Here is a 19078-nt window from a genome sequence, read left to right as displayed (position 1 = left end):
GGTGTGACGGCTCGACGGCCCTCTCGCCGGGTCGATCGATGAGGCTGAGCGCCATCCAAGGCTAGGTCGTGGACCCGGGCACGGGCCATGGCGCTCGCCGAGGGCGGGGTGTCGACAGGGTTCAAGTAGCCGATGGTGGGAGGCTAGGTGCGCTGTGCAACGCGAAGCGGCCACCCGGCAACCCCTCACGCTCCCCTGTCGCCGTCTGCTTCCGCCAGGGTGAACGCCGAGCAGTTGAACGGCTGGGAGCATGAGCTCGCCAGCATGCTGACTGAGTGGTACGCCGCGGTCGGTGGAGCGTCGGACCCCGAACGCGTCACGATCGCGCGCTGGTCGGCCCTGCTGGAAGCGATGGTGAGCGAGATGGCCGGCCTTCGGTCGACCGGTCGCTGGCTCGGTGGACCTCGTACGTTGCTCGAGGCTCTCGGCCGACAGCACAGCGAACTCGACCTCACTGCCGCACTCGCCTGGCTACTCGAGCCGGAGGGGCATCACCGGCTCGGTGACCTCGTCCTCGAAGGCCTGGTCACGCACCTGCAGCTCCCGGCCACCGCCCTCCACCCGGTTCGGATCGTTCGCGAGGAGACCCGCAACGACACTCGCGCTGACATGATCGTCCGCCTGCCCGGGGCAACCCTCCTGCTCGAGGCCAAGGTCTGGGCCGACGAACAGCGTGACCAATGCGCTCGGCTGGCCGACGAGTGGTCCGAGGAGGACCCCACCCTGGTCTTCCTGACCCGCGATGGCCGGCTACCGCGGAGCGCGGGCGAGAACCAGGGGCAGTGGGTTCCGCTCCGTTGGTCCCACGTCGTCGGGTTCGTCGAGGGGGCGATCTTGCGACTGCCACCCGGACGGGAGCCTGCTCCCGGGGTGCTGGACCTCCTCGAGACCCTGAACGAGTTTCATGGGGGATGACATGACGATCGATGAGAAGGCGGCGTTCTACTTCCGGCACCGCACTGCCATTGAGGAGTGGGCTGCCCTCCGGGACGTTGCCCGGCAGGCGCTGATCCCGGCGTTCTGGGGGCTCGGCGATCGGCTATGGGCCAGTGCGGGCACGGACGAGGTTTCGCTCGTGGAGGAGGAGTCCCAGTGGTCGCGGATCGGGCTGCGCAAGACCGCGTGGGAAGACGACGGGTGGGACCTCTCGATCATCCTCGGTTGGCACAGCACCTGGCTGCTTAATCCCACGACCAGTACGCCCTGGCCGTACGTCGCCGTGCATGTCGGCCCCGAAGCGACCGCCCCGGCCGCGCAGACGCGCGCGACCCGCGACCGGTGCCTGCAGACGGCTCGAAGCATCGGACTGACCGCGCCACGCGAGGACTACTTCCCGGTCTGGGGCTACGTCTCCCCAGCGCCCGACGTCAGTGAGATGACACAGTTCGTGGACCAGTGCTTGGGGGTCTGTCAGACCGCTTGGCGCTCGCTTCACACGGTGATTGACGACCTCATCCGTCAGCCGGTGAGTCGCGGTCGCCGCTGAAGGCGGCCGATGCCCCACAGCAGAGAAGCCCCGGCCAGATCGGCTCGGGGCTTCCTGCACTTCAGGGCGGCGCACAGGTCCACCGCCCTGTGACGTCGGCGAGGGCCTTGCCAGCAGCACTATCGAGTTGCTTGCCCATCTCATCCCGACATGAGCAGCGCTCTTACCGGGCGCACGTCGACAACGTCATCGTCCCGGCCATCGGACACGTGCCGATCGAGCGACTGCGTGCTGGGCACATTGAGCAGCTGCTGATCGATGCGGCCGCCGGGCGCGGTCCGGTGACCATCAGGCGCATCCACGCGACGCTCCGGTCGGCACTCAGCTACGGGGTGAAGACACGCCGGCTGCCCTTCAACGTGGCCAGCAACGTCACCCCACCCAACGGCACCCGCCCCGAGGTGCAGCCCTGGTCTGCGGACGAGCTCGCTGCGTTCCTCAGGTACGCCGAGACCGACCGCCTCGGCCCCCTGTTCGAGGTCATCGCCGCATGCGGCCTCCGCCGCGGCGAGGCGCTCGGACTGCGCTGGGGCGACCTGGACCTCACCAATCGCACAGCGCGAATCCGTCAGACCATCGTCGACGTCGGCGGCCGGCTGCAGTTCTCCACACCCAAGACCCGCTCATCGGAGGCGGCGGTGCCACTGACCGAGCGCGCCGCCAGGCACTGCTGCAGGTCCGGCTCGGCCAGGACCTCGACCGGCAGAGCTGGGGCGACGCCTACGAGGCGCACGACCTGGTCTTCGCCCGGGAGAACGGCACCCCACTGCGGCCGGAGTACGTCACGCGCCACTTCGTCGCCCTGACCAAGGCCGTGGGCCTGCGCCAGGTTCGACTCCATGACCTCCGCCACGGCGCGGCGTCGCTGATGCTCGCCGCGGGCGTGCCCATGGCGATCGTGTCGAAGATGCTCCGGCACTCCTCGATCGGCATCACGGTCGACACCTACGGCCACCTGTCGGAGGACACCGCACGGACCGCGTCGGACGCCATGGCGGCTGCACTGGAGAAGGCCTTCGAAACCGCCGCCGGGACGGCACGCGACCAGAATGCGACCACAGCACAGCCTGTGGACGCATGCGCCTCCGACGCCCCCAACGAAAGTGCTGGTCAGCACGGTGGGCCCCGTGGGGATCGAACCCACAACCCGCGGATTAAAAGTCCGCTGCTCTGCCAGTTGAGCTAGAGGCCCGGCACGGCCGAGTCTCCCAGACCGCGCCGGCGGTCACCGGCCGTCCCGGACCCGCCGCGCCGCCGCGAGCAGCCGGCCGTCCTCCAGCGCTGCGGCGACCGTCCCCTCGGCGAACCGATCGCCGCGGACGATCGTCGTCACCAGGCGGGCGACGTCGGCCAGCGGAGCGGCGGCCACGTCGCCGGCCGTGCGGTAGCGGCGCGCGCCGTCCCAGCGCATCCAGTCGAAGACCGGCACCGCGCCCGCCCGGCCCAGCGCACCCAGCAGGGCCGACACGGGCTCCGCGTAGGCGGCCCACGGCATGGTGATCGCGCCGCCGGCCTGCCGCTCCCCGCCGCGCCACTCCACCAGCGGCCCGGACGCCTCCTCCACCGCCGCGACCGCCGCCGCCAGCTCCGCACGGGCCTCGCGGGATGCCGATGCCAACCCGGCCAGCACCGCGGCGTCGTCCGGTGCGGCGCTCACAGCACGTCGAGCACCAGCAGGACCACGATCGTCAGCACCGCCGAGATGAGCAGCGAGCCGAGGCAGCCGAACCGGTTGGAGAAGAAGAGGAACACCCGCCCGGGGTGCCCGCAGACGCTCCCGCGGAACCCCGCGTGACCGGCGTCGCCACCCGGACGGGCGGGTCCACCCGTTCAGGGGATCGTGGCCCCCGCCCTCGACTACCTACGGTCATGACCAGTGCGGCGCCGACAGCGCGCCCGCACGCCAGACCCCGGTCCGGCCGCCCCGTTCCCCCCGGGCGCGGCCGGACCGGTCCCATGTGAGGGGTCAGCAGGCGCTCCCGGTCAGCGCGAACAGCTCGTCGCGCTGCGCCTGGTCCAGCGGCAGGTCGACGGTGACCTCGTCCTCGCCGTCCACCTGCACGCCGAGCACGAACAGGTACGGCTGCTTGGTCTCGGCCAGCGCGTGGGGGTCGCAGCGCGCCGTCGTGAACTCCAGCGCCACCTCCCGCGCGTCCTCGCCTTCCCCCAGCGTCGCCGGGAGGTCCGCCGCGACGTCGTACAGCACGTTGCCGTCCAGCCGGGTCAGCGTCACCGCCCGCCCGTCGTCGCCCCCGCGGGTCAGCGCCAGCGTCCCGGTCACGGCGTCGCCGTCGAGCGCCAGCCCCGTCACCGTCACCCCGGCGACGGCGAGCGCCGCCTCCGCCGCGCACGTGTCGGCGTGGATGCGGGCCAGGTCCGCCGCCGCGAGCGGCACCCGCAGCACCTCGCTGCTCCCGTCGGGCCGGACGACGGTCAGCCGCGCGGCCGCGGGCTCCGCGGCGGAGCCACAGACGGCGTCCCCGTACGGCGCCGGCAGGTCGATGACGCGGCCCGGCACGAAGGCGGCCTCCACCGGCCGGTCGGGCAGCGCCGCGAAGCCGGGTGAGTCGATGGCGACCGAGGTGACGGTGAACGGCCCGGCGCCGGTGTCGGTCACCCGCACCTGCACCTGCCCGCCGACCGCCGCGTCGGTGCGCAGCTCCACCGCCTGGGCCTCAATCCCCTCGACGGCGGGCACCGCAGGCCCCGGGGAGAGGGTGGCGGACGAGGACGCCGACATCGACGACGAGGCCGCCGGGGCGCCGCCGCACCCCGCGCACAGCAGCAGGACCAGCCCGGCCGCCGTCCGCCTCATGCGCGCAGGGTAGGGCGCGCGGGACCCCTACTGGTGCCGCGCGGGCAGCCGGGCCATGACGTGCCCGGCCTCCATCCGCACGTCGAGCTTCTCCTGCGGGTTGGCCGCCGGCCCGCGCCGCGGCTCGCCGTTGTCCAGGTCGAACGCCGAGTCGTGCCACGGGCAGACCAGGCACGCGTGCCCGCGGACCTCCTCGACGCTGCCCTCGTACAGCGGCCCGGCCAGGTGCGAGCAGGCGCCGACGAAGACGTCGACCCGCCCGCCCCGGCGGACGGCGGCCAGCGGCGCGGTGACGCCGCTGCCGGGCGCGGTGCGCAGCGCCGGGCGGCCCTCGGGCAGGTCGTCGAGCGGGCCGAGGTCGATCCAGTCGGAGGTGAGCGCGCGGGCCGCCGTCGCGGCGTGGGAGGCGCCGGAGGACTGCGCGTAGGACATGTGCCCGCCCACCGCCGCCGAGCCGGTGGCCAGGCCCAGCCCGGTGTAGGACAGCACCCGGCCGAGCGTGCCGCGCCCCTTCGCCCGGGCCACCAGCGAGCCCACGTAGAAGCCGAGCGCGACGGTGTTGGCCACCGCGTGCAGCGCGCCGAGCCGGCGGACGCCGACCTCCTGCTCCGACCAGTCGGCCGCACCGCTCATCGCGGCGGGCACCGACACGACGACGCCGGTGCCGATGAGCACGGTCGCGGCCGGCCGCAGCGGCGGGATGGCGTCGAGCAGGCCGGCCGACGCCCAACTGCCCACCGGCACCTGCACCAGCACCGGGTGCAGCGGGTGGCCGAGCCACGTGCCGTGCAGGGCGTCCTTGAGCGCTCCGGGCTTGAGCACGGCCTGGACCGCCGAGCGGGCCGGCTCGATGACCTTGTCGAAGGTGCTCACGTCCGCGAGGCGGTCGAGGAAACCCATCAGGCTCATGGGCGGCTCCCTACCCCCGTCGGCCGGTCGGCAAGCCGGTCGGCGGCGGCCGTCAGGCCGGCGACCAGCAGGCCCGCGACGACGGCGCCCGTGGCGTTGAGCAGCGCGTCGACCGGCGACACGACCCGGCCGAGCGGCAGCGCCCACTGCAGCGTCTCGATCGCCGCGCCCGTGGCGAGTGCGGCGGCGACGAGCACCGCGGGCGAGCGCAGGACCGGCCACCGCAGGACGGCCACCACCGCGAGCGGCGCGAGCAGCAGCAGGTTGCCGAGCAGCTGCACCACGGTGGCGCGGGAGTCCAGGCCGGTCACGTACCAGCGCAGTTCGGCGGTGGGCGCGCCCCACTCCCAGCCCCCGCTGCCCGCGGGCAGCAGCGTCAGGGCGGCCACCGCGGCCAGCGCGACGACGGTGCCGGTGGTCAGGGCGGGTCGGGCGTCCATGCCACCCACGGTGACCGGCCTCCCTGGGAGGAGCCTGGACGCGCCCGGGGTGACGCGATCCACACCGTCACGGGGGAATGCCAGGGCCTAATCCGCTGGCTCCCAGGGAACTGTCAGGGGGAACCTGTGCACTACCCCTGCCACCCCGAGAGATCCCGGACCGAGGAGACGTCGTGACCTGCCCGTCGCTGCTGCACCGCCCCGTGGCGGTCGCCGACCTCGTCGGTGACGTCGCGGCCGGCGTGCGCTCCGACCGGTGGTTCGGCCAGTTCTCCCGGTTCGTCCTCGTCGGCGGGCTCTCCAGCGCCGTCTACGCGCTGCTCTACGTGCTGCTCAACGGCCTGGGCGACGTGCCCGCCAACGTCATCGGCTCGGCCATCTCATCGATCATGGCCAACGAGATGCACCGGCGGATCAGCTTCCACGCCGGTGAGCGCGTGGGGTTCCTGACCGCGCAGTGGGAGGGCGGCGCGCTCGCCGTCGCCGGGATGATCGCCACCAGCCTCGCGCTGAGCTGGTTCAACTCGGTCACCACCGACCCGTCGGTCGTCACCGAGTTCCTGGTCATCGCCCTGGTCACGGCCACCATCGGCACCCTGCGCTTTCTCGCGCTGCGCTGGGTGTTCCGCCCCCGTCCCGCCTGACGGCACCGGTTCGTCCCCGACCCGACGTTTGACGCGCCGGGATCTGCGGGCACACTCGGAGACGGTGGTTGAACACGCAACCACCGTCCGAGACACGAGAGCCGAGGGAACCGTGGCGAAGATCGCCGTCATCTACTACTCGTCCACCGGGAACGTGCACCAGCTCGCCGCCGCGCTCGCCCAGGGCGCGGAGGAGGCCGGCGCCGAGGTCCGCCTGCGCCGCGTGCCGGAGCTCGCCCCCGAGGAGGCCATCAGCTCCAACCCGCTGTGGCGTGCCCACGTCGACGCCACCGCCGACCAGGTGGAGGAGGCCACGCCGGCCGACATGGAGTGGGCCGACGGCTACGCGCTGGGCAGCCCCACCCGCTTCGGCACGCCCGCCGCCCAGATGAAGCAGTTCATCGACCAGCTCGGTGGCCTGTGGTTCACCGGCAAGCTGGCGAACAAGGGCGCCACGGCGTTCACCAGCGCGCAGAACGTCCACGGCGGCAACGAGTCGACGATCCTGACGTTCTTCAACATCTTCTCGCACTTCGGCGCCGTCATCGTGCCGCCCGGCTACACCGACCCGCTGCTGTTCGAGGCCGGCGGCAACCCCTACGGCGTCTCGACGGCGTCCGGCGGCCAGTCGGCCACCGCGTCCGAGGCCGAGCTCACCGCCGCCCGCTACCAGGGCCGCCGCCTCGCCGAGATCACGGCGAAGCTCGTCGCCTGACCGCCCGGCCGTCCCGGCCCGCCCCCCGCCGCGGGGCGGGCCGGGACGCCGCGCCTCTAGCCTCGACGGATGGACGAGCCGACGACGACCCCGCCGCGGCCCTGGCGCCGCCGCGGACGCACCGCCGGCCGCTGGCTGCTGCGCGTCGCCGTGGCCACCGCCGGGGCGCTGCTCGGCATCCTGCTGCTGGGCCGCATCGACGCGCCGATCGGCCCCTTCGACGCCAGCCTCGCCCTCACCCCCACCGGCGGCGGCGCCACGGTCGAGGTGCCGCCGCTGGGCAGCCTCGAGGTGGACGCCTACGACGGGCCGCTGGGCCTCGACGTGCAGCTGCGCCGCGTCGACGAGACCCGCATCCAGGCGCTGGTCAGCGACCCGGCGCGGGTCGACGGCCTGGTCGACCGCGTCAGCGCCGACCTGCAGGACGCCGTCACCCGGCTGGCCTGGACCACCGCGCTGGCCGGCGTCGGTGGGGCGGCGCTCGGCTCGCTCGTCGTCTACCGGCGGTGGCGGGAGCCGCTGGTCGCGGCCGGCGCCTCGGTGGTCCTGCTGGCCGGCACCGCCGGCCTGGGCGCGGCCACCTGGCGGCCAGAGGCGCTCTCCCAGCCCACCTACACCGGCCTGCTGGTCAACGCGACCAGCCTGATCGGCAGCGCCGAGGACATCGTCGCCCGCTTCAACGCCTACCGGGCCTCCCTCGAGGACCTGGTCACCAACGTCGGCACCCTCTACTCGACGCTGTCCGCACTGCCCGCGCCCGGCGGGCCCACCGACACCGTCGCCCTGCTGCACGTCTCCGACATCCACCTCAACCCGGCGGGGTTCGACCTGGTCGCGCAGGTGGCCGAGCAGTTCGACGTCGACGCGGTCCTCGACACCGGCGACATCACCGACTGGGGCAGCGAGCCGGAGAACCAGGTGATCGGCTCGATCGGCTCCCTCGGCGTGCCCTACGTCTACATCCGCGGCAACCACGACTCCGCGATCACGGCCGCGCTGGTCGCCTCGCAGCCGAACGCCACCGTGCTGGACGACTCCGCGACGACGGTCGCCGGGCTCACCGTCGTCGGCGCCCGCGACCCCCGCTTCACCCCCGACAAGGACGCCACCGGCGACACCGAGTCCCTCGAGCAGACCGGTGAGGACCTCGCCGAGCTCTCCGCGGAGCAGGACCCGCCGCCGGCCATCGCGATGGTGCACGACCCGGAGCAGGCGCCGCCGCTGGACGGCGTCGTCCCGGTGGTGCTCGCCGGGCACACCCACGAGCGGGAGGTCGAGACGCTCGACGAGGGGACGCTGCTCATGGTGCAGGGCTCCACGGGCGGCGCGGGCCTGCGCGGCCTGCAGGGCGAGAGCCCGACGCCGCTGACCTGCACGGTCCTCTACCTCGACCCCGACAGCGGGGCGCTGGTCGCCTACGACGACATCACCCTCGGTGGCCTCGGCGAGACCGAGGCGACCATCGCGCGCACCGTCGTCCCCGAGCCCGAGGAGCCGGCCCCGGCGGACGGCGGGACCGACGGCGACACCGACGGCGACACCGACGGCGACACGGACGGCGGGGCCGACGGCGACACGGGCGACGGCACCGACGGCGCACCGGCCTCCCCGACCGGCTGACCGTCCCGCCCTACGCTCGCCGCCATGTCGACGACGTCGCGCACACGCCTGTCCGCCGGCCTCCTCGCCGGGGCGATCGCCCTCGTCCCGCTGGCCGGCTGCTCGTTCACCTCCAACGGCTTCTCCTGCTCCGGCACCTCGTGCACGGTCACCCTGAACGGCGAGGGCAGCGAGGTGGACGTCCTCGGCACCACGGTGACCCTCGGCGGCGTGCAGGACGGCCGGGCCTCGATCACCGTCGGCGGCGCGAGCGTCTCCTGCGGGGCGGGTGAGTCCGTCGCCGCCGGGCCGCTGCAGCTGGAGTGCACCAGCGTGACCGGCGACGCCGTCGAGCTGCGCGCCAGCCTGAACTGAGCTCAGGCCGCGTCGGCGACCTCGACCACGACCCGCACCGGGTCCTGCAGCAGGTAGACGCGGAACGGCGCCTCCGCGCGGGCGCCGACGAACGCGACCGTCGTCCCCTCGTAGGTCGCGTCGAACACCACCTCGGTGACGTTGCCCGTCCCCTGCCCGGCCACCGGGCCGCCCGCGTACTCCTCGACACCGGTGTCGTACGGGTAACCGGCGCCGGTCACGGAGACCTGCAGCACCGCCTCGCCGGCCACCGCGACCGGCGCGCCGCTGCCCTGCGAGCTCGCGGCGTCCACCCACCGGACGTCCCACCCCGGCGTCCCGGCGCCGTCGGCCTCGAGGACGACCCGGTCGAAGCCGTCGTGCCGGCCGGTCCGGACATCGGTGACGGTCACCTGCGCGCCCGCGGACGCCGCCGCGGTGTCGGGCGAGGCGTCCCCGGGGAACGCGGCGCCGCCGTCCCCACCGCCCCCGTCGCCGTCGTCCTCCGGCTCCTCCGCCGAGGGGGTCGCCGCCGGGACCTCGCCGTCGCCCGCCGCCGGGGAGGTCGCGGGCGAGGGCGCGGGGGAGGGCACCGCGGACGACGTCGAGGGCGTGGCGGCCGGTTCCGCGCCGCCTCCGCAGCCGGCGACGAGGAGGGCCGCCGACAGGGCGGCGCACACGGGCAGGAGGGGACGACGGGTCACCCGGGGAGCGTCGCAGCGGAGGACCGGCTCCCCGCGCACCGGCGCGCCGACACCCCCGGACCGGGGTGGTGTCCGGGCCCCCGCGGGGGCCATGTATCGTTCTCCCTGCCCCCGGCGAACGAGCCCCCATCGTCTAGCGGTCCAGGACGCCGCCCTTTCAAGGCGGTAGCACGGGTTCGAACCCCGTTGGGGGCACGCACCACCGCAGTACCAGCACCACCAGCAAGGCCCTGTAGCGCAGTTGGTTAGCGCGCCGCCCTGTCACGGCGGAGGTCGCGGGTTCGAGTCCCGTCAGGGTCGCTTCCCCGGTGGAACGTCACCGGGAGGGGCAGGTAGCTCAGTCGGTACGAGCGCTCGCCTGAAAAGCGAGAGGTCGGCGGTTCGACCCCGCCCCTGCCCACACACACTCCCCCGGACGGTGCCGGTGGTCGTCGAGCGATCCGACCCGGCCGCCGATCCCCGCCTCGCGGCCCGCCTGCTCGAGGTGCAGCACGCCGCCTACGGCGTCGAGGCGCGGCTCATCGGCGACGACCGCATCCCCGCCCTGCACGAGGACCTGCCCGCCCTGGTGGGCGCCGGGCTCGACTGGCTCGTCGCCCGCGACGGCGGCACCGTCCTCGGCGCCCTGGGCATGCGCGCCACCGGCGGGGAGGTCGACGTCGACCGGCTCGTCGTCGACCCCGCGCACGCGCGGCGCGGCACCGGGCGGGCCCTCGTGGCGGCCGTGCTGGCCGGCGCGGGCGGACGGCGGGTCATCGTGTCCACCGGCCGGGACAACACCCCGGCCCGGCGGCTCTACGCGCAGGCCGGCTTCCGGGAGACCGGCGAGCGCGAGGTGCTGCCGGGCCTGTGGGTGGTCGACGCGGAGTGGGTGGCCGGCGCGGCGCGTTAGCCCTAGACGCCGACGGCGCGGTCGGCGAGCACCTGCTCGTAGACCTGCTCGTGCACGGCGCGCACCGCCGCCAGCTGCCCCTCGCGCCACGCGCGGTCGGCCGGCCGGGGCATCGGCCGGGTCAGTGCCGCGCCGACCGCCGCGTTCAGCGAGACCGGGTCGAAGCCGTGCTCCTCGTCGTTGCCGTAGACGACGACGTCGGACCACTGGTCGGCGAACCAGCCGCAGCTCGGGGCGACGACGCGGGTGCCGACGTCGCGGCAGACCTCCAGGTCCCGCGAGTGCGTGCCGCAGCGCTCGGGCAGGACGGCGACGTGCAGCTCCTGCAGCTGCCGGGCCCAGCGCGCCGGGTCGCGGACCACCACCTCGAGGCCCTCGGCGCGGGCGAGGTCCGCGGCGCCGGGCAGCTCCTGGCCCGGCTCGAGGAACACCCGCAGCCGCCCGCCGCCGGACACCGCGCCCGACAGCGTCGCGCGGACCATCGCCGCCGGGTCGGGCACGGCGGTGCCCGGGGTGCCCAGCGCGAGCCCGACCAGGCCGCGCTCCGCGCCGGTGTCGGGGTCGGCCGCGGCCACCGACGGGTGCGCGACGACGATCGCCGTCCGGCCGAAGCGGTCGGCGATCTCGTCGGCCGCGCCGGGGGTCAGCGTGAACACGACCTCCGCCGTCGCCAGCAGCGCGGCCAGGTGGGCGTCGTGCCGGTGCCGGGTGGGCTGCGCCGGGTCGCGCAGCTGGTGCACCGTGACGACCAGCGGCACCCCGGTGCGCCGCAGCGCCTCGGTCCAGCTCACGACCTCGTCCTCGGGCAGGTGCCCGTAGCCGGTGTGCACGTGCACGACGTCGACGCGGTCGGCCCAGGCGGTCAGGTAGGCCGGGTCCAGCCACGGGCTGGGGTCGTGGTCGGGCCCCACCGGGACGGCCGTGTCCGGCAGCACCGCGGCGACGTAGGCGTCGCGGTGCGGCACCGTCGCGACGCGGACCCGCGCGCGCGAGGCGGACGGCGGCAGAGCGGGGATCACTCGGGCGGCACTCCTCCTGCGGTCGAGCACTGCGACAGCAGGGGCGGTGCTCCTCGATGAACTCCGTCGGTTCCGATACCCAGGATGGTGCCGCACAACCGTGTGCGACCTCACCCGGTGGGCCGCGTCACTCGTCGGGAGGACCGGTGCGCGCCTCCTGGGCGGCGGCGTAGGCGGGCGCCCGGAAGCGGGCCATCGGCCCGTCGGCCAGCATGCCCGGCGGCGGGTTCCGGACGGCGTCGAAGCGCAGGTCCGGGTCGACCTCGCCCACGGGCGCGGTGACCAGCAGCCGGCCGAAGGGCACCCAGTCGCCGCCGCCCCGCGCGGCCAGCAGCCGGAACGCCGTCCCCGGCGCCGCGGCGGCCACCGGGCCCGGGTCGGACGGCAGCGCGGCCGGGCCGTCCGGGACGGCGGCCAGCCGCACGGTGCCGGCGGCGCAGCGGTAGCCCATGAGCGAGGTGTAGGCGGCCGCGGCGTCGGCGCGCAGCACCGGCAGGTAGCGGGTCCGCCGGCCGCGGCCGGTGGTCGACAGCAGCAGGTCCACCGGCCGGTCGCCGTCGGGCAGCCGGACGGCGAGGCCCAGCAGGTCCGGCAGCGGGGCGGGCAGCCCGGCGCCGCGGGAGAACCGGACGACGGCGGGCTCGCGGGCCGGGCCGGCGAGCCAGGGCACGCCCCAGTCCGGGCCGCCGGCCCGCTCCAGGACGGCGTCGAGCACGGCGCCACGCGGGTGCATCGGCTTGCCGTGCCGCCGGCGCGCGAGCGCAGCCAGCGGCACCGCCACGAGCCGTCCGGCGAGGGCCAGTGCGTCTGCCACGGCGGCTCCCTACCCGGGCCCGCCGCGACGGAACGACACCGACCGCCGCGTCCCGGTGGGCAGGACCTGCCGGTGTCGGGCGGGATGTCCGTCGTTCCTTGCCCTGTGGTGCGGACCGGTCCGCTGCCTACCGTCGGGAGGTGCTCTCGACGCTCCTGGTCATCGGCGGGGTCCTCCTCGGGCTGGTCGCCCTGCTCGCCCTGATCGTCGGCCTGAGCGCCCGCCCCGCCCCCCGCACCGACCGCCGGCCCGCCGGCTGGGTCGCCGACGCGGGGCGCCCGCACCCCGACGCGTGGTCGCCGCTGACCAGCACGACAACCTCGGAAATCCCGCCGGTCCGCTGACCGGCCCCCCGACCCGGCGTCCCGGCGGCTGCGGCCAGCGCGCCGCCGGGACGACCCGTCACCCCCGCCGGCCGACCGGCTCCCACTCCGACTCGGCGCGCAGCACCGGCTTGAGCACCTTGCCGCCGGCGTTGCGCGGCAGCACCGCCGAGCGCACGGACACGAACTGCGGCACCTTGAAGTCGGCCAGGTGCGCGCGGGCGTGGCCCATGAAGGCGTCGACGTCGAACGCGGTGCCCGGGACCGGGACCACCACCGCGCCGACCTTCTCCCCCATCACCGGGTCGGGCACCCCGACGACGGCGACCTCGAACACGCCCGGCGCGGCCGCCAGCGCGTTCTCCACCTCCACGCAGTACACGTTCTCGCCGCCGCGGTTGATCATGTCCTTGGCGCGGTCGACGACGTAGGTGAAGCCGTCGTCGTCGATGCGGGCGAGGTCGCCGGAGTGCAGCCAGCCGTCGGTGAACGCCTCGGCGGTGGCCTCGGGCTTGTTCCAGTAGCCCTGCACCACGTTGGCTCCGCGGATGAGCAGCTCGCCGACACCGGTGGCGGGGTCGACACCCTCCAGCCGCAGGTCGACCACCGGCGCGGGGAAGCCCACCGAGTCCGCGTGGGTGCCGGCGTGCTCGTGCGGCAGGAACGTCGAGATCGACGAGGTCTCCGACAGCCCGAACCCGTTGCCCACCTGCGCCGAGGGGAACGCCTCCTTGATGCGGGCGACCAGCTCCGGGGCGATCGGCGCCCCGCCGTAGGTGGCGAACCGCACCCCGCTGACGTCGGTGTCCGCGAAGGCCGGCTGGTTGACCGCCAGCCAGAACACCGCGGGCACCGAGGTGACGACGGCGATCCGCTCCTCCGGGATGACCCGCAGGAACCGGCTCACCTCGAAGGCCGGCATCACCACCGCGGCCGCGCCGCTCTGCAGCGCCGGCAGCAGCTGGCTGTTGCAGCCGGTGACGTGGAACAGCGGCACGCTGACGAGGTTGCGCAGCGACGGGTCGTCGCGGCCGAGGCCCACCACCCGGCGGGCGTTCTCCGTGTTGGTCAGGAAGTTCTCGTGACTGGTCATCGCGCCCTTGGGGAAGCCGGTGGTCCCCGAGGTGTAGAAGATCGCCGCGAGGTCGGAGAGCGCCGACCCCTCCTCGGCGTACGGCTCGCCGTCGGGCAGCGGGGTGCCCGGCTCGAGCACCACCCGCGCGCCGCTGTCGTCGACGACGTACTGCGCCTCGGCGTCGGTGAAGCGGGTGTTCACCGGCACCGCCACGCCGCCGGCGAGGAGCGTGCCGACGAAGCCGAGCACCCAGTCCGCGCCGTTGCCCAGCCGGATGGCCACGCGGTCGCCCCGGCCGACGCCGGCCGCGCGCAGGCCGCCGGCCACCCGCGCGGCGCCGTCCCACAGCTCCCGGAAGGTGAGCCGCGGTCCGTCCACCTCGACGACGGCCTCGCCGCCGGGGTCCCGGTCGACCGAGGCCCGCAGCATCGCCACCACGGAGTCGGGCAGGTCGGTGTAGTGCTTGGTGCCGGCGGCGTCGCGCTCGACCCCCGACTCGTCGAAGGGGTGCAGCGTCATCTCAGTACGCCCCCACGTTCTCGAAGTACCGGCGCGGGACGTCGACCAGCATCGTGGTGATCTGCTCCTCGGTCACCCCGTGCTCGCGCAGGTAGGGGAGCACGTCCTCGTGGATGTGCGTGTAGTGCCACTGCGGCAGCAGGTCCATGACGCCGGGGGCCAGCCAGTCGATGTAGCAGGAGGCGTCCTGCGAGAGCACCATCTGGCCGGCGAAGCCGCGGCGGCACATCTCCACCACGATGTCGGCGCGCGCCTCGAACGTCGTGTCCAGGTTGATCCCGAAGCGGTCCATGCCGAGGACGAAGCCGGCCTCGGCCAGCTCGGTCAGGTGGTCGGCGTCGGTGGTGTCGCCGCTGTGGCCGAGCACCACCCTGCGCGGGTCCACGCCCTCGTCGTCGAACACCCGCTGGACCGCCAGGCCCTGCCGGCTCCCCGGGTGCGTGTGCACGGTGATCGGGGCGCCGGTGGCGCGGTGCGCCCCGGCCACGGCGCGCATGACCCGCTCCACCCCCGGGGTCAGGCCCTGGTGGTCGATGGCGCACTTGAGGAAGGCCGCCCGCACCCCCGTGCCCGCGATCCCGTCGCGGATGTCCCCGACGAACATGTCGACCATCGGGTCGGGCACCTCGGCACCGACCGCCGCATTGAGCGCCGGGCCGCGGTAGTGAAGAAGAACGGGACGTCGTCGTAGGTGTAGCAGCCGGTGGCGACGACGATGTTGAGGTCCACCTGCTCGGCGATCCGCTGGATGCGCGGGATGTAGCGGCCGAGGCCGATCACGGTCGGGTCGACGATGGTGCGCACGCCGGTCCCGGCCAGCTTCCCCAGCTTCTGCACCGCGTCGGCGACGCGGTCGTCCTCGCTGCCCCACTCCTCGGGGTAGTTCTGCTGCACGTCGGCGTTCAGCACGAACACGTGCTCGTGCATGAGCGTCGGGCCGAGCTCGGCGGTGTCGACGGGGCCCTTGACGGTCTGGACCTGGGGCACGGGTGCTCCTCGCGCGATGGCGCCCGGCACCGGCGCCGGGCGGGCACCGGGACGTTAGCGGCGGTGTGACCCCGGTCGCACCGGGGTCAGGCCTGCCCCGTCAGGAGCTCGGCGGCCCGCTCGCCGACCATGACGGCGCTGGCGGCCGGCCCGCGGGTGGGCACCTCCGGGAGCACCGAGGTGTCCGCGACCCGCAGCCCCTCGACGCCGCGCACCCGCAGGTGCTGGTCGACGACGGCGCCGGGGTCGCCGTCCGGGCCCATCCGCGCGCCGCCGGTCAGGTGCACCGCGGTCGCCAGCGCGGCGCGGACCCAGCCGTCGAGGGCGTCGTCGTCGGCCAGGACGGCGTCGTCCGGGCCGGGGCGGGCCGTGACCAGCGGGGCGAGGGCCCGGGTGCGCAGCAGGGCGCCGGCCAGCCGCACCGCCTCGCGCAGCCGCCGCCGGTCGGCGGCCGTGGCGAGGTAGCGGTGCTCGATCCGCGGCGCGGCCGCCGGGTCGGCCGAGGCGAGCGCGAGCCGGCCGCGGCTCTCACCGCGGTAGAGGCCGGCGGCCAGCGACAGCGTGACGTCGTCCCCGCCGCCCCCGGGCACGACCCGGCCCCACGGCCGCAGCCAGGGCAGCACCTCCAGGTCGCCGGGCACCGGGGAGTCCGACGACGTCGCGTGCAGCACCGAGTGCAGGGGCAGCGGCCAGTCCTCCTCGGGCAGGCCGGCCACCGGCACCCAGGGCAGGTAGACGAGCGGGTGGTCGGACAGGCCGGCCCCCACGCCGGGCGCGTCGACGGCGACGCCGACCCCGGCGGCCCGCAGGTCCGCCGCCGGGCCGATGCCCGACAGCAGGAGCAGGTGCGGCGTGCCGACGGCGCCGGCCGCCAGCACCACCTCCGCGGCGCGGACCGGCCCGGCGTCGGTGTCGACGCCGACCGCGCGGCCCCGCTCGAGCAGCACCCGCCGCACCCGCACGCCGCCGCGCACGGTCAGCAGCGGCGACCCGCGGCGCGGCGAGAGGTAGGCCATGGCCGTGTTCACCCGCACGCCGCCGTCGACGGTGAAGGGCACCGGGCCGTACCCGGGCGGGCCACCGGCGTTCTTGTCCGGCTCCGACGGCACGCCGAGCTCGGCCGCCGCGGCGGCGAGGGCGTCGGCGAGCGGGCCGCCGGCGGCCGGCCGGGTGACCGGCAGCGGCCCGCCGGAGCCGTGCCCGGGCCGGTCGCCGTACTGCCGGTCGTCCTCCAGGCGGCACCAGGCCGGCAGGCAGGCCGCCAGGCTCCACTGGTCGTTGCCCGCGGCGGCCCAGCCGGCGTGGTCGGCGGGGGTGGCGCGGACGAAGTAGCCGCCGTTGACGGCGCTGGACCCGCCCACCCCGCGCCCGCGCGGCAGCGGCGCCCGGCTGCCCGGCACGAGCTCGGTGGTGAACGACCAGTTGGCCGGGTGCCCCGGCACCGTGGCGCCCAGGGTGGCGGCGTCGCGCAGCTCGGGCGGGAAGTCGGCCGGGCGCGGGTGGTCGGCGCCGGCCTCCAGCAGCAGCACCCGGCGGCCGGCGTCGGCCAGGCGGGCGGCCAGGGCGCAGCCGGAGGAGCCCGCGCCCACCACCACGACGTCCCAGCTCACAGGCCGAGGGCCTCCGGCAGGTCCAGCCGGCGCACCTTCCCGGTGGACGTGCGCGGCAGCTCGCCCACCGGGTGCAGGCTCTTGGGCCGCTTGGCCGGCGCCAGCCGCTCGCGGGCCCACGCGCCGAGCTCGGCGGGGTCGGCGGTGCCCACGTAGGCGGCCACCACCCGCTGGCCCCAGTCCTCGTCGGGGACGCCGACCACGGCGCTCTCGACGACGTCCGGGTGGGCGTCGAGGACAGCCTCGACCTCCGCCGGGTAGACGTTGACGCCGCCGGAGATGACCAGGTCCTCGCGGCGGCCGTCGAGCCAGACGGTGCCGTCGGCGTCGACCCGGCCGAGGTCGCCGACGGTCACCCGGTCGCCGCGCCAGGCGGCGGCGGTCTTGTCCGGCGCCCGCCAGTACTCGAAGCGGGCCCACCGCGGCACCGCGCACCACAGCTGGCCGCGCTCGTCGGTCTCCAGGCGCCGGCCCGGCCGGGCCCGCCCGACGCTGCCGGGGTGCGCCAGCCAGTCCCCGGGCGCGCACACGGTGAACTGCGCCTCGGTGGAGCCGTAGAACTCCCAGACGCTGCCCGCCGGCAGCGCGTCGAGGACCGCCCGCTTCAGCGGCTCCGGGCAGGGGGCGCCGGCGTGCACGAGCCGGCGGAACGACGACCAGTCGACGTCGTCGCGCGCCACGAGCCGGCGCAGGTGCGTGGGGACGCAGAAGGTCGTCGTCGGGGCGAGCGCGGTGATCGCCGCGGCGGCCCGGGCGGCGTCGAACGGGCCGGGCAGCAGCACCTCGCCGCCGGCCAGCAGGGTGTGCACCGCGAAGCGCAGCGGCGCGGAGTGGTGCAGCGGGGAGAGCACCAGGTGGCGGTCGCCGGCGGTGAAGCCCCAGAGGTCGATCTCCTCGGCGGCCAGGGCACGGGCGTCGTCCTCGGCGAGGACGCCGGACCACACGCCCTTGCGCCGGCCGGTGGTGCCCGACGTGTAGTGCATGGGCCGGGCGAGGGGCACGTCGGCGAGGTCGGCCTCGTCGTCGCCGAGCAACCGCTCCGGCGCGCCGGCCACGTCGAGCGCGCAGTCGGCGTCGGCGGCCAGCGCCGCGCGCTCGGCGGCGGGCAGCGCCGGGTCGAGCACCACGGGCACGACCCCGCTGCGCAGGGCCCCGAGGACGACGGCGAGCAGCGCCGGGGAGGCCGCCGCGGACACCAGCAGCCGGTCGCCGGGGCGCAGGCCGGCCGAGCGCAGCGCCGCCGCGGCCCGGCGCTGGTCGCGCTCGACGTCGGCGGCCCGCACGACGGCGGTCACGGCAGGCGCACCCGGTCGCCGTCGACGACCACGTGCCCCTCGGCGGCGAGCTTGGCCAGCGTCGCCCGGGTCGACTGCGCGGCCGCCGGCCACAGCGCCCGCGGCACCTCGGCGTAGACGTCGGCCACCAGCGCGTCGACCGTCCCGGCGCCGCGGACCAGCGCGGCGAGCAGCTGCGACTCCCGGAAGGCGCGGTGGGCCAGGTAGAAGTCCAGGACCGCGCCCGGGTCCTCGGTGAGCTCCGGGCCGTGGCCGCAGTACAGCGCGCTGGGACCGAGGTCGTGCACCCGGCGCAGCGACTCCAGGTAGGCGACGACGTCGCCCTCGGGGTGGGTGACCACCGACGTGCCGCGGCCGAGCACGTGGTCGCCGACCAGCACCGCGCCGGACTCCAGCCGGAACGCCAGGTGGTCGGCGGTGTGCCCCGGGGTGCCGACGACGCCGATCGCGGTGCCGGCCAGCGCCAGGCGCTCCCCCGGCTCGAGGACCCGGCCGCGCGAGCCGGCCACCGCGGCGTCGGCGGCGGCCACCTGCGCGCCGAACCGGTCACCCCACGGCAGCGCGGCCTCGGCGTGGTCGCCGTGGTGGTGGGTGACCAGGACGGCGACGCAGCGGGCGTCGCGGGCGGCCAGCGCCTCCTCGACGGCGGCCAGGTGCGCCGGGTCGTCCGGGCCCGGGTCGACCAGCACCGCCTGCCCGCTGCCCGGCGCGCCCACGACGTAGGTGTTCGTGCCGTCGAGGGTCATGCCCGACGCGTTGGGCGCCAGCACGCGGGTGACCAGCGGCTCGAGGTCGGCCGTCCGCGGCATGGCGCCGGGGGCGGGGAGGTCCCATGTGACACGGGGGTCTGCCGGGGCGCGCACGCCCGGCACGCTAGC

22 protein-coding genes, 4 tRNA genes and 1 pseudogene are annotated in these 19078 nt (G+C 75.7%); 13 read left to right on the top strand and 14 right to left on the bottom strand.

Annotated features, from left to right (window positions below; all coding sequences use genetic code 11):
* Positions 1 to 219: 219 nt before the first annotated feature.
* From BUE37_RS15085 to BUE37_RS24995, 4 genes and pseudogenes are all read left to right on the top strand, one after another.
* Entirely contained in the window at positions 220 to 915 is a 696-nt protein-coding gene (locus BUE37_RS15085) for a PDDEXK-like family protein (protein ID WP_073421127.1), read from the top strand.
* 1 nt (position 916) lies between these two features.
* The gene (locus BUE37_RS15080) at positions 917 to 1486 is read left to right on the top strand and encodes a hypothetical protein (RefSeq protein ID WP_139253002.1); all 570 of its coding nucleotides are present in this window, start codon (positions 917 to 919) and stop codon (positions 1484 to 1486) included.
* Positions 1487 to 1575: 89 nt separating this feature from the next.
* Positions 1576 to 2292, top strand: a complete 717-nt coding sequence (locus BUE37_RS25000; protein ID WP_425432420.1) for a tyrosine-type recombinase/integrase — start codon at positions 1576 to 1578, stop codon at positions 2290 to 2292.
* Positions 2223 to 2387, top strand: a pseudogene (locus BUE37_RS24995) (tyrosine-type recombinase/integrase); the annotation flags it as partial. The gene BUE37_RS25000 and the pseudogene BUE37_RS24995, both read left to right, overlap by 70 nt.
* Positions 2388 to 2605: 218 nt before the next feature.
* On the opposite strand, the gene BUE37_RS15065 reads toward BUE37_RS24995, so the two are convergent.
* From BUE37_RS15065 to BUE37_RS15045, 5 genes are all read right to left on the bottom strand, one after another.
* Positions 2606 to 2678, bottom strand: a tRNA-Lys gene (locus BUE37_RS15065).
* A gap of 33 nt (positions 2679 to 2711) precedes the next feature.
* Positions 2712 to 3143, bottom strand: coding sequence for a DUF6508 domain-containing protein (locus BUE37_RS15060; RefSeq protein WP_073421122.1), 432 nt, complete (start codon positions 3141 to 3143; stop codon positions 2712 to 2714).
* 309 nt (positions 3144 to 3452) lie between these two features.
* Positions 3453 to 4301 (bottom strand): hypothetical protein, encoded by an 849-nt coding sequence (locus BUE37_RS15055; protein WP_139253001.1) that lies wholly within the window; start codon positions 4299 to 4301, stop codon positions 3453 to 3455.
* 27 nt (positions 4302 to 4328) lie between these two features.
* Positions 4329 to 5210, bottom strand: coding sequence for a Rieske (2Fe-2S) protein (locus BUE37_RS15050; RefSeq protein ID WP_073421119.1), 882 nt, complete (start codon positions 5208 to 5210; stop codon positions 4329 to 4331).
* A complete protein-coding gene (locus BUE37_RS15045; protein ID WP_073421117.1) occupies positions 5207 to 5650 on the bottom strand; it encodes a VanZ family protein in 444 nt (147 codons plus the stop codon). The genes BUE37_RS15050 and BUE37_RS15045 overlap by 4 nt, the downstream gene beginning before the upstream one ends.
* 173 nt (positions 5651 to 5823) lie before the next feature.
* On the opposite strand from BUE37_RS15045, the gene BUE37_RS15040 reads away from it, so the two are divergent.
* From BUE37_RS15040 to BUE37_RS15025, 4 genes are all read left to right on the top strand, one after another.
* Complete coding sequence (locus BUE37_RS15040) at positions 5824 to 6294, top strand: GtrA family protein (RefSeq protein ID WP_245794623.1); 471 nt, start codon at positions 5824 to 5826, stop codon at positions 6292 to 6294.
* Between the two features lie 112 nt (positions 6295 to 6406).
* On the top strand, positions 6407 to 7009 hold the full coding sequence (gene wrbA, locus BUE37_RS15035; RefSeq protein WP_073421115.1) for an NAD(P)H:quinone oxidoreductase: 603 nt from the start codon (positions 6407 to 6409) through the stop codon (positions 7007 to 7009).
* A gap of 69 nt (positions 7010 to 7078) precedes the next feature.
* Positions 7079 to 8629 carry a metallophosphoesterase gene (locus BUE37_RS15030; RefSeq protein ID WP_083628716.1) on the top strand — a complete coding sequence of 517 codons (1551 nt, stop codon included), beginning with the start codon at positions 7079 to 7081 and terminating at the stop codon, positions 8627 to 8629.
* Between the two features lie 24 nt (positions 8630 to 8653).
* Positions 8654 to 8983 (top strand): hypothetical protein, encoded by a 330-nt coding sequence (locus BUE37_RS15025; protein ID WP_073421113.1) that lies wholly within the window; start codon positions 8654 to 8656, stop codon positions 8981 to 8983.
* Between the two features lie 2 nt (positions 8984 to 8985).
* Here BUE37_RS15025 and BUE37_RS23930 read toward each other — a convergent pair whose 3' ends face one another.
* Positions 8986 to 9666, bottom strand: a complete 681-nt coding sequence (locus BUE37_RS23930) for an AMIN-like domain-containing (lipo)protein (RefSeq protein ID WP_083628715.1) — start codon at positions 9664 to 9666, stop codon at positions 8986 to 8988.
* Positions 9667 to 9788: 122 nt separating this feature from the next.
* On the opposite strand from BUE37_RS23930, the gene BUE37_RS15015 reads away from it, so the two are divergent.
* The 4 genes from BUE37_RS15015 to BUE37_RS15000 all read left to right on the top strand — a co-directional run bounded on the left by BUE37_RS15015 (position 9789) and on the right by BUE37_RS15000 (position 10558).
* Positions 9789 to 9861: transfer RNA gene (locus tag BUE37_RS15015), tRNA-Glu, on the top strand.
* A gap of 31 nt (positions 9862 to 9892) precedes the next feature.
* Positions 9893 to 9966: transfer RNA gene (locus tag BUE37_RS15010), tRNA-Asp, on the top strand.
* 26 nt (positions 9967 to 9992) lie between these two features.
* Positions 9993 to 10066, top strand: a tRNA-Phe gene (locus tag BUE37_RS15005).
* Positions 10067 to 10090: 24 nt separating this feature from the next.
* Positions 10091 to 10558 (top strand): GNAT family N-acetyltransferase, encoded by a 468-nt coding sequence (locus tag BUE37_RS15000; protein ID WP_073421112.1) that lies wholly within the window; start codon positions 10091 to 10093, stop codon positions 10556 to 10558.
* A gap of 2 nt (positions 10559 to 10560) precedes the next feature.
* Here BUE37_RS15000 and BUE37_RS14995 read toward each other — a convergent pair whose 3' ends face one another.
* A complete protein-coding gene (locus BUE37_RS14995; protein ID WP_139253000.1) occupies positions 10561 to 11577 on the bottom strand; it encodes a glycosyltransferase in 1017 nt (338 codons plus the stop codon).
* A gap of 127 nt (positions 11578 to 11704) precedes the next feature.
* Entirely contained in the window at positions 11705 to 12391 is a 687-nt protein-coding gene (locus BUE37_RS14990; RefSeq protein ID WP_083628713.1) for a phosphodiesterase, read from the bottom strand.
* Between the two features lie 140 nt (positions 12392 to 12531).
* Between BUE37_RS14990 and BUE37_RS14985 the strand changes: the two genes are divergently transcribed.
* A complete protein-coding gene (locus tag BUE37_RS14985) occupies positions 12532 to 12735 on the top strand; it encodes a hypothetical protein (RefSeq protein WP_073421110.1) in 204 nt (67 codons plus the stop codon).
* 58 nt (positions 12736 to 12793) lie between these two features.
* On the opposite strand, the gene BUE37_RS14980 is transcribed toward BUE37_RS14985, so the two are convergent.
* The 6 genes from BUE37_RS14980 to BUE37_RS14960 form a co-directional block, all read right to left on the bottom strand.
* Positions 12794 to 14308, bottom strand: coding sequence for a class I adenylate-forming enzyme family protein (locus BUE37_RS14980; protein WP_073421108.1), 1515 nt, complete (start codon positions 14306 to 14308; stop codon positions 12794 to 12796).
* A 1-nt stretch (position 14309) separates the two neighbouring features.
* Positions 14310 to 14933, bottom strand: a complete 624-nt coding sequence (locus tag BUE37_RS24230; RefSeq protein ID WP_217651280.1) for a phosphotriesterase family protein — start codon at positions 14931 to 14933, stop codon at positions 14310 to 14312.
* The gene (locus BUE37_RS24850; protein ID WP_217651279.1) at positions 14825 to 15295 is read right to left on the bottom strand and encodes a phosphotriesterase family protein; all 471 of its coding nucleotides are present in this window, start codon (positions 15293 to 15295) and stop codon (positions 14825 to 14827) included. Before BUE37_RS24850 ends, BUE37_RS24230 begins: the two co-directional genes overlap by 109 nt.
* A gap of 86 nt (positions 15296 to 15381) precedes the next feature.
* The gene (mftG, locus tag BUE37_RS14970) at positions 15382 to 16905 is read right to left on the bottom strand and encodes a mycofactocin dehydrogenase MftG (protein WP_073421106.1); all 1524 of its coding nucleotides are present in this window, start codon (positions 16903 to 16905) and stop codon (positions 15382 to 15384) included.
* Positions 16902 to 18200: a class I adenylate-forming enzyme family protein gene (locus BUE37_RS14965; protein WP_073421104.1), complete on the bottom strand. Its 1299-nt coding sequence runs from the start codon at positions 18198 to 18200 to the stop codon at positions 16902 to 16904. Before BUE37_RS14965 ends, mftG begins: the two co-directional genes overlap by 4 nt.
* Positions 18197 to 19063: an MBL fold metallo-hydrolase gene (locus tag BUE37_RS14960; protein WP_073421102.1), complete on the bottom strand. Its 867-nt coding sequence runs from the start codon at positions 19061 to 19063 to the stop codon at positions 18197 to 18199. Before BUE37_RS14960 ends, BUE37_RS14965 begins: the two co-directional genes overlap by 4 nt.
* Positions 19064 to 19078 lie beyond the last annotated feature (15 nt).

Source organism: Geodermatophilus nigrescens (genome assembly GCF_900129495.1).
GTDB classification, from domain to species: Bacteria; Actinomycetota; Actinomycetes; order Mycobacteriales; family Geodermatophilaceae; genus Geodermatophilus; species Geodermatophilus nigrescens.
This window is presented reverse-complemented; position numbering and strand designations above follow the sequence as displayed.